The 16,210-nt window shown below is 61.5% G+C and carries 13 protein-coding genes and 3 pseudogenes; 14 read left to right on the forward strand and 2 right to left on the reverse strand.

Translation table 11 applies throughout. From position 1 onward, the window contains the following. Positions 1–665 precede the first annotated feature (665 nt). Both BM244_RS11290 and BM244_RS11295 read left to right on the forward strand, forming a co-directional pair. Positions 666–857 (forward strand): hypothetical protein, encoded by a 192-nt coding sequence (locus BM244_RS11290; protein ID WP_139226907.1) that lies wholly within the window; start codon positions 666–668, stop codon positions 855–857. Continuing rightward, a complete protein-coding gene (locus BM244_RS11295) occupies positions 857–1,084 on the forward strand; it encodes a hypothetical protein (protein ID WP_093398939.1) in 228 nt (75 codons plus the stop codon). Before BM244_RS11290 ends, BM244_RS11295 begins: the two co-directional genes overlap by 1 nt. On the opposite strand, the gene BM244_RS11300 is transcribed toward BM244_RS11295, so the two are convergent. Then, a complete protein-coding gene (locus BM244_RS11300) occupies positions 1,033–1,299 on the reverse strand; it encodes a DUF4113 domain-containing protein (protein WP_093398940.1) in 267 nt (88 codons plus the stop codon). The two genes, BM244_RS11295 and BM244_RS11300, sit on opposite strands and share 52 nt — an antisense overlap. A gap of 54 nt (positions 1,300–1,353) precedes the next feature. Then, a complete protein-coding gene (locus tag BM244_RS11305) occupies positions 1,354–1,596 on the reverse strand; it encodes a DinB/UmuC family translesion DNA polymerase (RefSeq protein ID WP_093398941.1) in 243 nt (80 codons plus the stop codon). A gap of 277 nt (positions 1,597–1,873) precedes the next feature. Between BM244_RS11305 and BM244_RS11310 the strand changes: the two genes are divergently transcribed. The 12 genes and pseudogenes from BM244_RS11310 (at position 1,874) to BM244_RS11355 (ending at position 16,034) form a co-directional block, all read left to right on the forward strand. Beyond that, positions 1,874–5,497 (forward strand): DUF4214 domain-containing protein, encoded by a 3,624-nt coding sequence (locus BM244_RS11310; protein WP_139226908.1) that lies wholly within the window; start codon positions 1,874–1,876, stop codon positions 5,495–5,497. Positions 5,498–5,631: 134 nt separating this feature from the next. Continuing rightward, positions 5,632–5,808 carry a hypothetical protein gene (locus BM244_RS23105; RefSeq protein ID WP_175518169.1) on the forward strand — a complete coding sequence of 59 codons (177 nt, stop codon included), beginning with the start codon at positions 5,632–5,634 and terminating at the stop codon, positions 5,806–5,808. 365 nt (positions 5,809–6,173) lie between these two features. After that, positions 6,174–6,332: pseudogene (locus BM244_RS23540) on the forward strand (IS3 family transposase); the annotation flags it as partial. Between the two features lie 57 nt (positions 6,333–6,389). After that, the gene (locus BM244_RS11315) at positions 6,390–6,806 is read left to right on the forward strand and encodes an IS66-like element accessory protein TnpA (protein ID WP_254784410.1); all 417 of its coding nucleotides are present in this window, start codon (positions 6,390–6,392) and stop codon (positions 6,804–6,806) included. 26 nt (positions 6,807–6,832) lie between these two features. Further along, positions 6,833–7,159 carry an IS66 family insertion sequence element accessory protein TnpB gene (gene tnpB / locus BM244_RS11320; RefSeq protein ID WP_217649122.1) on the forward strand — a complete coding sequence of 109 codons (327 nt, stop codon included), beginning with the start codon at positions 6,833–6,835 and terminating at the stop codon, positions 7,157–7,159. A gap of 33 nt (positions 7,160–7,192) precedes the next feature. Further along, positions 7,193–8,850, forward strand: a pseudogene (locus BM244_RS11325) (IS66 family transposase). 22 nt (positions 8,851–8,872) lie between these two features. Beyond that, a pseudogene (locus BM244_RS11330) lies at positions 8,873–9,499 on the forward strand (DDE-type integrase/transposase/recombinase); the annotation flags it as partial. 680 nt (positions 9,500–10,179) lie between these two features. Next, positions 10,180–11,097 carry an acetaldehyde dehydrogenase (acetylating) gene (locus tag BM244_RS11335; protein ID WP_093398945.1) on the forward strand — a complete coding sequence of 306 codons (918 nt, stop codon included), beginning with the start codon at positions 10,180–10,182 and terminating at the stop codon, positions 11,095–11,097. Beyond that, the gene (gene dmpG / locus BM244_RS11340; RefSeq protein ID WP_093398946.1) at positions 11,097–12,116 is read left to right on the forward strand and encodes a 4-hydroxy-2-oxovalerate aldolase; all 1,020 of its coding nucleotides are present in this window, start codon (positions 11,097–11,099) and stop codon (positions 12,114–12,116) included. The genes BM244_RS11335 and dmpG overlap by 1 nt, the downstream gene beginning before the upstream one ends. Before the next feature lies 1 nt (position 12,117). Continuing rightward, complete coding sequence (locus BM244_RS11345) at positions 12,118–13,131, forward strand: NAD-dependent epimerase/dehydratase family protein (RefSeq protein WP_093398947.1); 1,014 nt, start codon at positions 12,118–12,120, stop codon at positions 13,129–13,131. 109 nt (positions 13,132–13,240) lie between these two features. Then, positions 13,241–15,073 (forward strand): thiamine pyrophosphate-binding protein, encoded by a 1,833-nt coding sequence (locus BM244_RS11350; RefSeq protein ID WP_093398948.1) that lies wholly within the window; start codon positions 13,241–13,243, stop codon positions 15,071–15,073. Between the two features lie 7 nt (positions 15,074–15,080). Then, positions 15,081–16,034, forward strand: coding sequence for an NAD-dependent epimerase/dehydratase family protein (locus tag BM244_RS11355; RefSeq protein WP_093398949.1), 954 nt, complete (start codon positions 15,081–15,083; stop codon positions 16,032–16,034). The last annotated feature ends 176 nt before the right edge of the window (positions 16,035–16,210 follow it).

Below are 16,210 nucleotides of genomic sequence, written 5' to 3' on the forward strand. Positions count from 1 at the left end.
TTGCCGTTGAAGCTGGAGGTTCCCAAGAGCGGACACTCAGCCGAACTGGCGACGGTGCAAATATCGTGACGAATCCCGAGCGTGCGTGGCCCAATGGGAGAAGTGAAGGCGGAACGACCAATGGGCGCCATCTGCTCCCGTATTGTCTGCCAGCCACTCTACCTCGCGCATATCAAGCGTGAGATCGCCGAGGTCATCAATTGAGTCGCCTCAACCCAATTTGGCGTCCGATCCATCGGCTGGGTCCGCAAGCGGATAGAGACTATAATCCGGAAAGCGTGCGACGGCCCTCCGGAATAGATCGGGGCCGCCCTCACGGGGGGGGGCTTCCAGATCGCCGTCAGAGGGCTCCGCGTCGGCGGTGACGTGATATGCGGCAATGCGGCGACCCAGAGCCCCTGTCAGCGCCGCGTCAGTGGGAACCTGGCCGTCCTGAACGACGGCCATAAACTGCGGGGCTGCGTCGATCGCGGGTGAGGTGTGCATGCGTTTGGAATGGCACCAGATGTCATTATCTCCAACGGCTGCTTTTCCGACTAATCCGTGAAGAGCAGACGGGCCGATTTCCTGCCCATTCCGGACGTCATTCTCGTAATTTCTAATTGCATGAGGGAGGCGGCTCCGTAGCGCCACCTGCGCGTTTGAGCACCGTGAAGGAGACTTACATGGCCATGCGAGAGAAGATTACTGACGGTGCGAACGAGCGCGCTATCGATGAGCCGATTGCCGGCACTGCACCAAGCATCCCTGACGATGCGCTGTTACCGGGTGAGGAGTTGCTCAAGGCGCCAAGCGATGAGGAAGTCGCCCGCGTTGCCAAGAAGTTGGGCGCTCCAAAGCCGAAGGAGGCGCCGTGATGGCTGACGCGGCAACGCAAACGCGGCAGCGCGAGATCGCGACCGAACACCTCCTGTTCAAGCTCATGGAGTATGTCGAGGCGCGGCACGCGGGATTGCTCGACTTTATGGAGCAAAGTCTTGACCATCTCGGCGACCCGGCAACTGATGCCACGAAAAATGACGAAGCCGTGCGTCAGATCGCAAGGGGCATGATCGTCGGCGCACGGAAGCAGCGCGTGAACTGAGCCCGAACTGTCGGCACCTCGGAGATGTTGGTCGTCCATGCCGGCGACCGCATCTTCCCTTCCCGCTTGAACCCTTGGGACGTGGTCACAGCCGTCCACGTGCTGAGCTTGCGATTGATCGCGTCGAGTGCGCCCATCAGCCGATCGCGCTTGGCCGAATCCCCTTCAAACAGCGTTCGCGGCCGCTCGTCCTCGGGCAACAGATCGTCGAGCATTATACCGGCCTTCGTGTAGGCGTAGCCGTCGCGCCATACCTTCTCCGCACCGCGTCAGGCCGCCGCGATTAGCTCTAGGCTGTCGCTCATCATCGGGTGCAGCGTCACCATCCGCGATCCGCCGTATTGAAGCTGATCAGGCTGGTGCTTGTTGGTATGAAAGAACGCGCTCGGCCAAGCCGCGACCAAACCGTGCGATAGCAACTTCTCGGCAGCCCGCAGCGCGTATTGCGACAGCGCACCCATCATCGGCTCGAGGTCGCAGATCGGCGTCCCGAACGACCGGATGACTGCCATGCCCTTTCGTTGCGGCTCGACCGCTTCGACCGCATTGGACCGCGCCCATCGGCAACCGATCCCTGGCGAACTTCTACTGTTCCCCGCAAGGCGCTCGAAATTGAGCCTCAAAGACATTCGCCGACGATAGCTTTCTGAAAGACTGGGACGGATCCTATGATGATGTGCGTCAGTGTCGTCCAGCCGGAACACATTGACATCACTGCGCCGTTCGACGGACTGTTGATGCTGTTGCCAAACGCGTTTACCCCAACCGAATCACTTGGATCAAACCATCATGGCCACTATCGTCGGAACTCAAAACGCAGATGTTCTAACGGGGACATCGGACAACGATGTAATTATGGGCCTCGCTGGCAATGACCAGATAAATGGAGGCGGAGGCGCGGATCAAATAGACGGTGGAGAGGGTGACGACTCCATTTCTTTGGCGTTAGGTAGCGGAACAAGCGCTACGGGTGGAGTTGGGCGAGATACGTTTACCCCCACCGGGAATGTATTTTCAGGCAATAGCTTAACAATTGCCGACTTTGTTGCGGGAGGCATGGGAGATTTTATCGACCTACGCGGCTTGTTTGTCAATCCGAACGGAGGTGACCCTTTTGCGGCGGGGTATATCCATTTAGAACAAGTGGGAAATGATACGGTAGTGCAAATTGATGCCGATGGGCTCAACAGCGGCCGATACAGTTATTCACCGGTTTCGGTGCTTACATTACGTGGCGTGCAGTCGAGTCAAATAACGTCGGCAAATTTGTTTGGTTTTGACCCCAATCTCGATGCCAACCGCTCGATCACCGGAACGGAGAATGCCGACACCCTGACCGGTGGAGCAGGCAACAACATCATCCGCGGATTGGGCGGTGATGACATCATCAACGGACTCGCCGGCAATGATACTCTCGAGGGCGGGGCGGATAACGACACGATCGAGGGCGGCACGGGCTACGACGTTATCGATGGTGGTGATGGGAATGACATTCTCTCAGATAGCGCAGGTGGCGGCGCAGCGTTTGGTGGGACGGATACGCTTCGTGGTGGAGGGGGGGACGACATCATTACGGTAAGTCGCACCTTCGGCATGGACAAAGTCATCGTCGATGCGGGCAGCGGGCGTGATACTGTCCAAGTGCGCGGTCCCCAAATGACCGTTGACTTGGGCGCTGATAACGACACGTTGAGGCTGTATTACTACAATAGTGATTCCGTAACCGCGACGCTGGGAACCGGGCGAGATACCGTCTTAATTGACGCTTCTTACGAGGGGGGCGGCGGCTCTTATGGCAACATTGTCGGGGATATAGCCGATTTTACGCCCGGAGATGGCGGCGACGTCTTATCTTTGCGAGGCCTTATACGCGCAAATCCGTTTTGGGATGGTCGCAACCCATTTGCGTCCGGTCAAATTCAATTGCAACAGTCCGGTACTGATACCGTTGTAACCTTCGATAGCGACGGAGCGGGGACGTATTCATCCGGCTCGCAACTATTAGTGCTTCGTAATGTCCAGGCGACGCAGTTAACCGCGACAAATTTTGACGGTTATTCGCCAGACGGGAGCGCTGTGCCAGGTGTCATTTCAAGTGGCACTAATAACGCCGATACAATCGTCGGAGGGGAGGGCGCGGACACCATTCATGGCCTTGCAGGTGCCGACATCATCGTTGGCGACGCGGGAAATGATTTACTCGATGGTGGCGCCGGGGACGACAATATCGATGGTGGCTTAGGAAGCGATCACATTCTCGGCGGCGCCGGCAACGATGTCTTGACTGATTTTCAAGGCGGATCCGATACGATCGATGGCGGCGACGGTAACGATACGATCGCGCTCGCACGCCTTAATTACAATGGGCCAGAGCAGGTCACGGTCGGTGGTGGCGCCGGCGACGATACCGTCCGCATTAAATCAACATCCGCCGGGACTGTGTCCATCGACCTTGGCGAAGGGGCGGACACGCTGTTTCTGGAGCAGATCGCCTATCCGATGACAACGGTGAATGTGGTGTTGGGCGGCGGGGCGGACCGAGTAGTGCTTACCGGCGATTCACCTGACAACCTGACCATTGCCGACTTTAAGGCTGGTGTCGGCGGCGACGTAATCGACATATCCGCGCTCGTCTCGAGCGTTGCGCCAGGGGTGGGTAATGTTCGCCTAGTCCAAGCCGCAGAGAACGTACTTGTACAGGTCGATGCGGACGGCAGCTCCGGGTCTCAAGCTTTTGTCACGAGGGCTTTGCTGCAAAATACTCAGGCGGCGCAGATCAACATGGGAAACCTTGCTGGTTTTGCCCCGACGGTGGTGTCGATGGCAGACCTCGCGACCATTCGGGTAACGACGCCAGCCATCGTGACCGAGGGCGTCGGCAACAGCTTTACCCCGTTGCTGACGTTACGCAACGTTACGACCGCTACGACGAATGTTACCGTTTCCTTTGTCGGAGAGGCCTCGACCGCCACAAATGGGACCGACTTTGCGGGAGCAAATTTCTCCGGCACGGTAACCGTCAGTCAGTCAGCCGCTGGTGACTTCGTCTTCGCGCTGCCGATGATAAGCTACTACGCCGACTTGGCTGTGGAGGGTGCCGAAACCATCGCGTTTAGAGTGACCGCTAGCGGGCAAACGTTTGCAAACGGTACGGACACAACGCTCGTGACGGTCCGGTTAGCCGAACGTGCGCAAACCGGCGGGTCCGGTGACGACCAGCTATCGGGTACTCGTTTTGATGACGTGCTAAGCGGCAATGATGGAAACGATACGGTATTCGGTAGTGCGGGATCTGACATTGTCATTGGCGGTTCTGGTCGTAACGCACTTGTTTACGACGATGTGTGGCGGCAATATTTTGTCAATGGTGCCAGCGGCTCTATAACCGTTCACAAGTCGGATGGGGTCGACACCATCGCGGAGGTACAGGACATCGGCTTCAAAGATGGTCATTACATCATTGATAGTGACAGTGTTGGGGCACAAGTAACGCGTCTGTATGATACCGTTCTGCAGCGCGAACCGGATGCGTTCGGGCTCGATTACTGGGTTGAGCGAATCCAGGATAAGGGTGCAACACTTGAGATGGTATCGGCAAGTTTTCTGGATGGGCCTGAGTTTCGGTCCGCGACCGGGACGCTGACGAACCCGGCGTTCGTTGACTACCTTTACCAGCATGCGCTCGGCCGCGGCGCCGATGCCGGTGGCAGCATCTTCTGGACGTCGCAGCTCGATGCTGGGCTCTCGCGCAGCAGTATGCTGCTAAGTTTTTCTGAGGGCGCCGAGCATCGTACGCTGACCGCCGATCTAGTCGGCAAGGGCTATTTCGATACCGACGATACCTATCAGGCGGTCGCGTTGTTGTACGACAGCGCCGTTGGGCGCCTACCGGATACCAGCGGACTGACATTCTGGTCCGAGCAGGTGGAGAGCGGCGCTCGGACGCTCTCGCAGGTCGCGGACGAGTTTGCGGCATCGGGTGAGTTCACGAACGCGGTCGCTGGCAAGGACAACGGGCAGCTAGTCGACTTTATGTACCAGAACACGCTTGACCGAGGTCCCGACGCATCAGGTCGTGCTTTCTGGGTGAGCCAACTCGATGCAGGCCTGACCAGGGGTGCGCTGTTGCTTAGCTTCTCGCAGGGCGCAGAGCACTACGGGTTAAAGGCAGCTGACATTATTGGCGGAATCAAGGTTGTGGATGACGCGTCCGGTGCGGCTGCGGTTTCACCGGTCCGGAATGATGACCTGGATGACGTGTCCAGCCTGTCTTCTGCTGCGCCGGCGAGCGCGTTCATCTCAGAGAATGCTGCCCCCACCAGTCATGATGTTGCCCAGACAATGTGGTTGGATTCCAGCCATTTCGCAGATGCCAGCATGCCGGCTTACGTCGACACCGGCCACGGCTTCTAAGGCTTATGGCGCGCTCGCGCGGCCGAAAGTTTGCCTATTTCCGATGTCCCACGGACTCCGGCCTTCTCTCGTTAGGATAGAACGCAAAAGTTGAGCGTTGGAATGTACGTCTACCGCAAGTGAGGATCCGCAGAATGATCAAGTACAACGTTATCGTCGAAGGCCAGACTGAAGCGCTGGTGCATGAATTCGACGGCGAGCCCCAGATCAATCTGACGTTTACCGGCGATGATGGCCGGGCTTACCGGGTGTCGTCACGGGCCCACGACGAGGACGCCAGCGAGCCTACGCTACACGCGGTCGCGATCTGATCCCAGTTCCTACGCTCCCCATTTGCGGACCCTCTTCAGCGGGGTAGAAGCCGTGGGGATCGTAGACCGGTCGCTGCGCTACTGGCCTGATGCTAGTGCGCCAAAAGCATACCGCCCCGCCGCCATTTGCCGGGCTTGCCTTCTCCGGCACCTTGATGCGCGAGGGTTTTCATCCTTTCCAAGGTGGGATCTTTTTCAAGGTGTCGCTTGAGACCTGGTAACACGTACATCCACCGCGGGAGCGATGCTTTCGGCGATTTTGGACTGTCCTTCTATGCTGTCGCGGAACGCCGCATCCTTCGAGTTCAGAAAAAACCCTGTCTTAAACAGTATCGCCGGCACGTCGGGGACTCTCAGAGCGTCTGTCGGAACGGGCGCGTGAAGATCTGATCCTTAAGCCTGAGATCGCTCGTGTGTTCGCGGAGAATTTCGCGGTCTACGGAGTGCGCAGGGTATGGCGTCAGATGATACGGGAAGGCTTTGTAATCGGTAAGCGCTGTTCGGTGGGCACCTTGTTGAGGGCTGCGTAAGCGCGGCCGGATCGGCCTTTCTGAAAAGCAGGGAGGCCTACAGCCATGACGATGTCATGTGACGATGCTGGCACTAAGCCGGTCCGGTTCGAGGTGTTTACGGGAGCGGGCCGGCGTCGCGAGTTGGGAGACGAGACCCGGGCTCGGATTTTGGCGGAGAGCTACGCGGGGCTGGAAAGCGTCAGCGCGGTAGCCCGACGCCACGGGCTATGCCCATCGCAACTGTTCACCTGGCGGCGGGAGGCGCGCAAAGCCATGGAGGAGGCAGCGCCGGTATTCGTGCCAGCTGTCATCGAGCCGGCTTCGGTTCCCGCTGTTCCAGCGCGATCGGTCCGACGGCGTCCCCGACATGCGCGCGCAGATGGCATGGTCGAGCTTGAGATCGACGGTGTCGCGGTAAAGATCGGGCGTGGTGCAGATGCCAGCGTCATCGCCGCGGTGATCGATGCCTTGAAGGTGTCGCGTTGATCGGTCCCGGCAGCGACGCCCGGGTCATGGTGGCGACCGCGCCGGTGGACTTTCGCAAAGGTGCGGACTCGCTCGCGGCATTGGTGAAGGCTCAGTACGGCGCCGACCCGTTCTCGGGCGTGGTCTATGTCTTCCGTGCAAAGAAGGCGGACCGGGTCAAACTGGTCTGGTGGGACGGCACGGGCCTGTGCCTGATGGCGAAACGGCTCGAGCAGGGTGGCTTTCGTTGGCCAGGTATCCGGGACGGCGTGATCCGGCTGACGGCCGCGCAGATGGCGGTGCTGCTCGAGGGTTCGGACTGGCGTCGGGTCCATGGCGGCCGCAAGCCCGCGGCGCCGCAACTGCCCGGTTGACGCCGCGGGAGCGGCCTGATTCACTGCTCCGCGATGCTGCTTGAGGCTGACCTTCCATCTGATCCGCACGCTCTGCGCGCCATGCTCGTCGCGACCATGGCGCAGTTGCATTCGCACGATGAAGAACTCGCCTCGCTGCGTGCCGCTAACGAGCAGAAGCAGGCGGAAATTGCCGTCCTGCAGGCGGTCGAGGCGGAGGCTCAGGCCGAGATCGTACGGCTCGGCGCCGTCAACGACCATGCCGAGGCAGAACTGGCCCGGCTGCACGACATCATCGCCGCGCTGCGCCGCCACCGCTTTGGCGCACGCTCCGAGAAGCTCGACGACGAGCAGTTGGAGATGGCGTTCGAGGATACCGAAACGGCACTTGCCGTGGTCGCCGCCAGTCTCGACGCCGTTGCGCCCGCCCCGCGCGAGCCGCGTCGGCGCAAGACCAACCGCGGGCGGCTTCCCGCTCACCTGCCGCGGGTCGAGCAGGTCGTCGACATCGAAAACAAGGCATGCGGCTGCTGCGGTGGTGCTCTGCACGTCATCGGCGAGGACGTCTCCGAGCGGCTTGACGTGGTGCCCACAACCTTTCGCGTCCTCGTCACCCGCCGCCCCCGCTATGGTTGCCGGGAATGCGAGGCGGCGCCCGTGCAGGCGCCGGCACCTGCGCATATCATCGACGGTGGCCTGCCCAGCGAGGCGCTCGTCGCCAGGTGCTGGTGTCCAAATACGCCGACCACCTGCCCCTATACCGTCAGGCGCAGATCTACGCCCGCCAGGGCGTCGAACTCGACCGTTCGACGCTGGCCGACTGGACCGGGCGCGCGGCGTGGTGGCTGCGACCGCTGCGCGACCATCTGCTCGACATGCTCAAGCGCTCGGGCAAGCTGTTCGCCGACGAAACCGTGGCGCCAGTGCTCGACCCGGGACGAGGCCGCACCAAGCGCGGTCAGTTATGGGCTTATGCGCGCGACGACCGACCATGGGGCGGCAGCGACCCGCCCGCCGTCGCCTACCGCTACGCGCCCGACCGAAAGGCCGAGCAGCCCATCGAGCATCTCGCCGGCTTCCGCGGCGTGCTGCAGGTCGACGGCTATGCCGCATACCGCAAGCTCGCGCGCATCGGCGACGTGCAGCTCGCCTTCTGCTGGGCACACGTGCGTCGTCGCTTCTTCGAGCAGGCAGCGAGCGGAACGTCGCCGGTCGCAACCGACGTTCTCGCGCGCATCGCGCAGCTCTATGCCGTTGAGGCCGACACCCGTGGCCAGTCGGCCGATGCACGCCGTGCCGTCCGGCAGGAACGCAGCCGTGTCGTCATCGACGACCTTCACCGCGTGCTCGATATGCGGCTTGGCCAGATCAGCCGCAAAGGGGGACTCGCCGAGGCTATCCGCTATGCATTGAGCCACTGGGACGGGCTCTGCCGCTTCCTCGACGACGGACGTGTCGAATTGGATTCCAACACCGTCGAGCGCAGCATCCGGCCGCTGACCCTCAACCGCAAGAACGCGCTTTTCGCAGGCTCCGACGATGGCGGAGACAACTGGGCGGTTATCGCCTCGCTCATCGAAACCGCCAAATTGAACCGCGTCGACCCACAGGCCTGGCTCGCTGACTCTCTGACGCGCCTCGCCGAGGGCCATCGTATCAATGCCCTCGGCGACCTTATGCCATGGACCTACGCTGCCCGCGTGGTGGGATAACAGCGCTTACTGTAATCGCACGTGCACCGTCGAACGGCTGATGCACGAGATGAGCTTGGCAGGCGTGATACGGGGCAAGCCGGTGTGTACGACCGTCAGCGACAAGGCGGCACCGTGCCCGCGCGATCACGTAAACCGCCTGTTGGATCGTACGTTGGCGCGCCAGCAAGACAGCACACGCCAGCTTCGTCCTAGATGCGCTCGAACAAGCGCTCCATGATCGCCGTCCGACCCACCGGGGTGGCCTGATCCATCATAGCGACCGCGGGTCTGGATATGTGTCCGTAAAGTACACCGAGCGCTTGGCCGAGATCGGCATCGAGCCCTGGGTTGGCAGCGTCGGCGACAGACAACGCTTTGGCCGAGACGATCAACGGCCTCTACAAAGCCGAGGTCATCCATCGCCGTGGACTTGCGATCTTTCGAAGCAGTGGAATACGCGACCCTCGAATGGGGCGACTGGTTCAGCCATCGCCTACTGGAGCCAATCGGCAACATCCCGCCTGCCGAAGCCGAAGATCAGTATCATGCTGCCGCGGACAACACCGGTATGGCAGCACGACTCACAACTCAAGGCTTCCGGCAGAACCGGGGCGGTTCAGATGGTTGTAAAAAATATGGGTTGAACAGCCTGCCCATGCGTCGTTAGGTGCCGTCGAGACGTGCAAATAACACGCGGCGAGTTGGGGGATTGAGAGTGCTTTACCTAGTCGCGACAGCTGCTATCTTTGGATGTGTGAGCATCTCACACCGTCTGAAATTGCGAAATGGCCGTCGTGCTGATCGCGATGCCCTGTTGCAGGCGTGGCATGCTGACCTATCTTTACTGAGCGGATCCTCTGAGAGTTGATCACAAATTGAAATCTGCGTCGATTCGACGATGAAACAAACTGGCATTCAGGTCTGATCGGCCGAAACTGGCTGGCCAGTCGGGTGATATTGCGTAGCGGATCAGACCGCCCGCAGTGGGGTGGTCGACGCCAACCGATCCACGTGATCACGTGGAAAGCCACGATTGGTTCGAACCGAGCGGATAGAGACCCTGGCGATGGTCGTCGATTACGCGTCTCCCTTGTAGGCGAACGCATCCGTACGCACCTTGGGAGTGCTTGGGCGGACCGGATTGTCACTGGCCGCTTGGGTTCAACCCGTTCCTGCAGGAGGCCTCCCGACATCCCCGAGCGACCCACTCGCCACACAAAGCTTTATTCCGAGGCCACAACTAGCTAAGTGCGACAGCCACACGTGGCGGCCCGCGCCGGTGCGCCCTGCTATACTGGAAAGTCAGCAGATTTTTATGTCTGAAGCAAAATTTGAAGGGAATGTGGAATGACATTCGCCGCCAACGCAAAACTTCGAGCAGCCGTGCTCGGAAGCGGTAATATCGGAACCGATCTCGCGATCAAGCTGCAGAAGTCGGATCGTCTCGAGTGCGCCGCGCTGATCGGGCGCAGCCTCGGGTCCGCAGGGCTCGCCCGCGCGCAGGCGGAGGGCATCGCGATCTCCGCGAACGGCGTCGACCACATTCTTGCCAATCCCGACGATTTCGACATCGTCTTCGATGCGACGTCCGCGGCGTCGCATCATCTGCACGCGCCCGCGCTCGAAGCGGCCGGCATGCTGGTAATCGATCTCACGCCGGCGAAGCGCGGTGGCTTCTGCGTGCCGTCGGTCAATCTCGATCAGTCGCTGGATACGCTGAACGTCAACATGGTGACGTGTGGCGGACAGGCGTCCTCGCCGATTGCCCATGCGCTGGGTGCCACCCATGCCGATATCGAGTATATCGAAGTGGTCTCGAGCATCGCTTCGCGGTCGGCAGGACCTGCGACGCGCAGCAACCTGGACGAATATATCCATACGACCGAAGGTGCGCTGCGCCAGTTCTCGGGCGCCCGGCGGTCCAAGGCGATCCTCAACCTCAATCCCGCGGTTCCCTGCATCCACATGCAGACGACCGTGTTCGCACGCGTCGCAAACCCTGATATCGAGGCGTTCACTGCCAAACTCCGCGAGGTTGTCGCGGACATTCAGCGCTACATCCCGGGATATCAGGTGCTGGTCTGGCCAAAGCTCGATAATGGCCGGGTGGTGACGATGGTGAAGGTGACAGGCAGCGGCGATTATTTGCCTGCCTATGCCGGCAATCTCGACATCATCAATTGCGCCGCGATCGCGGTTGCCGAGGAATATGCCAAGCGTCGCCTGCAGGGCGAGCAGGCGCGTGCGTTGAGGGTAGTGCAGTAATGAGCGGCAAGCATATCCTGATAAGCGATCCTTCGCTGCGCGACGGCAACCACGCGGTCCGCCATCAGCTGACCCCCGACCAGGTCCGGGCCTATTGCGTCCGCGCCGAAGCGGCACGCATCCCGGTGATCGAGGTCGGCCACGGCAACGGCCTCGGCGCTTCCTCGCTCCAGCTGGGCGAGGCGGCTGCCACCGACGCCGAGCTGCTGCGCGCGGCGCGGGAATCGCTCAAGAACACGCAGCTCGGGGTCCACATCATCCCGGGCTTCGCCACGATCGAGAAGGATCTGAAGCCCGCGCTCGATGCCGGCGTCGATGTCTTCCGCGTAGCCTCGCACTGCACCGAAGCCGACATCACCGATCGCTTCATCATGTTCGCGCGCAATGCCGGCAAGACGGCATATGGCGTGTTGATGATGTCGCATATGGCCAGCCCTGAAATTCTGCTCGAAGAGGCGCAGAAGATGGAAGCCTATGGTGCCGAGACGCTCGTGATCATGGACTCGGCGGGGTATTACCTGCCCGACGACGTACGTCGTCGTATCGGCCTGCTGGTCGACAATCTCGACATTCCGGTCGGCTTCCATGCGCACAACAACCTCGGCTGCGCGATCGCCAATTCGCTCGCGGCGATCGAGGTCGGCGCGACGATGCTCGACGGCTGCGCGCGCGGCTTCGGGGCAGGGGCGGGCAATGCCCAGCTCGAAGTCTTGGTCGCGGTGCTGCACCGGCTTGGCTACGAAACCGGGATCGACCTCTACAAGGTCCTCGATCTCGCGACGTTTGCGGAAACCGAAGTCATGGAAACCGTGCCGATCATTTCGTCTGCCAGCGTCGTCAGCGGCCTTGCCGGCGTGTTCTCGGGCTTTCTCAAGCCGGCCACGCGGATCGCCAACGACTTCGGCGTCGATGTCCGCGACGTGTTTTTCGAACTCGGCCGTCGCGGTGTCGTGGCGGGGCAGGAGGATATCATTCTCGAAGTGGTAGAGGGTCTCTCGAAGCGGAAGCAGTTTGCGTAACATGGACGACAAGAACCGCATCTACGCCGATTGTGCCAAGTCCTTCGCGGCAACCGGTACCGCAGCGCTCGCCGACCTGCGCGGCAGCCACGTGCTGGTCACCGGCGCGAGCGGCTTCGTGGGCTCCTGGCTGCTGTCCACGCTGGCGTTCCTCAACGACGTCCACGGCTTCGGCACGCAAGTGACTGCAGTCGCGCGGCATCCGAGCATCGTCGAACAGCGCGCGCCGTTCCTGGTGGGACGCGAGGATATCAGCTGGGTCGGCACGGACGTCCGCCAGCTCGCCTCGATGCCGGACCGCGTGGCATGGGTGATCCATGCCGCGGGCAATCCCGACAGCCGCCATCATGCGACCAGCCCGATCGAGACGGCTGCGGTCATCGGCGAGGGCACGCTTCGCATCCTGCGCCTGGCGGAGCAGGCGGGTGGCCTGCGCCAAATCCTCCACGTCAGCTCGGGTCTGGTCGACGCCGTCGCGGTGTCCGGGCGTGGGGTGAGCCCCAACTCGGCCTATGTCGAGGCCAAACGCTACAGCGAAACGCTCTGCTATGCGTTCCGGACCCAAGCCAAGCTGCCGATCGTCATCACCCGGCCGTTCACGTTCCTCGGTCCGTTCCAGAACCTCGACAGCCCGTGGGCGGCGAACAACTTCCTCCATGCCGCGATCGAAGGGCAGCCGCTGAAGATCCGCGGCGACGGTCACGCGGTACGATCCTATCTCTATGGCAGCGACATGGCGATGATCGCGCTTCACCAGATGGTGCTGGGCGACAGCGGCGAGATTTACGATCTCGGCGGTGTGGACCCGATGACCGTGCTAGATCTCGCCAATCTGGTGGTCGGCCAGGCCAAGCGCCCGCTCGATGTTCGCGTGAATACCGCGGCGCGCCATGCGGATACCGACAGCTTCCTGCCGGATATGGAGCGCTCGATCCGCCAGTTCGGCGTTCGTCCCGCGCATTCGATGACCGATGCCGTCGCGCGCAGCCTAGCCTGGTACGCTCGTTCGGCCTGAACCTCTCGGGCATCTGGTCGCTTGATCGGGTGTCCGGGGGCAGGTCAGACGTCCGTACCGACGATCACCGATAGCCGACGATACCGTCGTTTGAGTCCAAGGAACCATCGTGACCATTGTAAAGATTAGCGACGTCATTGCCGACTTCCTCATCGGCAAGGACATGCGACACGTGTTCGGCATCATCGGTGCCGGCAACGCGCATATCTTCGACTCGATCGGGTCGCGCGACGAACTCGAGATGGTCTGCGTCCATCACGAACAGGCCGCGACGATGGCGATGCAGACCTATTACCGGACGTCGGACCGCATCACTGCGGCGATCCTGACCACCGGCGGTGGTTCTACCAACGGGCTGACCGGCGTGGTCGGCGCCTATATGGATTCGCTGCCGGGTCTGATCATCTCTGGAAACGAGAATTCGAAGTTCACGCGCGAGGACAATCCGCTGCGGATCTGGGGCGTCCAGGGCTATGATTCGAGCGGCGTGGTGGAGAAGGTCACCAAGCATGTCGCGCGGGTGATGGATCCGACCGAGGTCCTCTACGAACTCGAAAAGGCGTATTACATCGCCTCGACCGGGCGTCCGGGGCCGGTTTGGGTCGACATTCCGATGGACATCCAGTCGGTGAAGCTGGACCCGGCGACGTTGCGAAAGTTCGTTCCGCCCGTCTCGGATGCCGCGCCATACACCGTATCGGGGGACGCCGTCGCATCAATCGAGCCGGCCGTCTCGGAACTCCTCGCGCTGCTGGAACAGGCAGAGCGTCCGGTCTTGTGGCTCGGTAACGGGATCCGGCTGGCCGGTGCGGCAGACCGCGTTCGGACCCTTGTCGAAAAGCTCGGAATTCCCACGCTGGTATCCTGGGCCGGGATCGACCTGATCGATTCCAGTCATCCGTTGGTGTTCGGTCGCGCCGGTGTCTACGGGCAGCGCGCGGGCAATCTGGTCGTCCAGAATTCGGATTTGGTGATCGCACTCGGCACGCGTCTCGCCATTCCGCAGGTCGGCTATGTGCTCGACGAGTTCGCGCGCGCGGCCAAGCTCGTCGTCGTGGATATCGACGCGGACGAGGTCGCCAAGCATGGTGCACGCGTGACGCTGCCGATCGTCGCCGATGTGGCCGACGTGATCGACGGCATCCTGAAGGCGGCGAGCCCGACGGCGCCGAAGACCGACTGGCTGGCGCGGTGCGACCAGTACCGGCAAGCCTATCCCTGGATCGGGCCGGAGCACGCGGATACGCCGTCGTTCATCAACTCCTACCAGTTCCTCGACAAGCTCACCGACCAGATGAAGCCGGACCAGGTGGTCGTGACCGACATGGGCACGGCGCTGCTGTCGGGGCACCAGGTAATGCGGTTCAAGGATGGCCAGCGGTTGATGACGTCGACCGGGCTGGGCGAGATGGGCTACGGGCTGCCGGGGGCGATCGGCGCGTCCTTCGGTCGGGATCGCGGCGAGGTCATCTGCCTGAACTGCGATGGAGGCATGATGATGAACCTCCAGGAAATCCAGACGATGGTTCACCACGAACTGCCGATCAAATTGTTCATCTTCAACAACGACGGCTATCTGATGATCAAGCACACCCAGACCAACCTGTTCGCGGGTCGGCAGGTCGCGGTGGACAAGAAGAGCGGGGTAAGCTGCCCCGACTTCAGCGCGCTGGCAAAGGCGTGGGGCATCCCGGCCTATCAGATCCGGACCTGGGACGATGTCGATACGATGATTCCAGAGATCCAGCAGGCGAAGGGGCCGCTGATCTGCGAGGTGTTTATGGATCCGCACCAGCTGTTCCTGCCCAAGCTATCGCTGGCAGCGCGGCCGGACGGCACGATCGTGTCGCCCCCGCTAGAGGATCTCTCGCCGCTGGTTCCCCGCGACGAACTGCGCGCGCACATGATCGTCGGTCTCCACGAGAAGTCCGCGCAGCTCTGAGGCCGTCATGCGTATCGCGATCCTCGGAGCGACGAGCATGTTGGCGGCGGATTTCGTCGCCTTCAGCCTCGAGCAGCAGGCGCCCTACAGCCTGACCTTGTTCGCCCGGGATCCGGAAGCCGCCCGCGGTGCGATCGCACGGCGCATTGCCCCGGCGTTGGGCGTATCGGCGCCTCCGATATCGGCATTGCCCGATTGCCAACCGCTCGACGCCTTTGCGGATGGCGACTGGGATGCGATTGTCAACTTTGTCGGCGTGGGCGATCCTGCCCGCGCCGTGGCGATGGGGGCGGACATCTTGCGTATCACCCGGTTGTGGGACGACCGGGTGCTCGCCTATCTCGATACCCGCCCGACGTGCCGTTATGTGTTCCTGAGCAGCGGCGCAGCGTTCGGGGCGACCGGACCCGAGCCGCTCGGACCGGACACAAGCGCCCGCTTCGCGATCAACGATCTGCAGACGCGGGCCTATTACGGCATATCAAAATTCTACGCCGAGGCGGTTCATCGCTCACAGACCGGTCGCTCGATCGTCGACATCCGGATCTTCAACTACATCAGCGAATTCGCGGATCTGAACCACCGGTTCCTGATCAACGAGATGATCGCCGCAGTCAGGGACGGTCGCTCGTTGAGCGTCGATCCCAACGACATGTGGCGCGATTACCTGGGGACCGAGGATTTCGCGGCGCTGATGGGGGCCTGCCTCGATGCTCCGTCCGGCTACAACGCCGCGGTCGATGCCTATAGTCGCTCGCCAATTTCCAAGATGCAGATGCTCGCGCTGTTCCGCGACGAGTTCGGACTGGTCTTTGAGGTCTCCGGAGGAGGCATCAATGCGACCGGCGTGAAGTCGAACTATTTCTCGCGGAATCGCTCGGCCGAGGCGTTAGGGTACCGGCCACGATCGGGGTCAAGCGATACGTTGAAGAGCGTAACCCGCCTCATCCTCTCGCGCTGATCATCGAGGGGCGAGCACCAGACTGGCGCCCCTGTCGGCCATAGCCGGGGAGCTACGTGTTAAGATATGATCGCCCGGAGCCTTTTGGTTTCGGAAAGGTGCCGCGTTGGTCATCATGACCGCGCTACCTGGTAGACGCACGCGAAGATTTAGGACAGACGAAGTAATCTTGACGC

Source organism: Sphingomonas sp. OK281, assembly GCF_900115295.1.
GTDB lineage: Bacteria > Pseudomonadota > Alphaproteobacteria > Sphingomonadales > Sphingomonadaceae > Sphingomonas.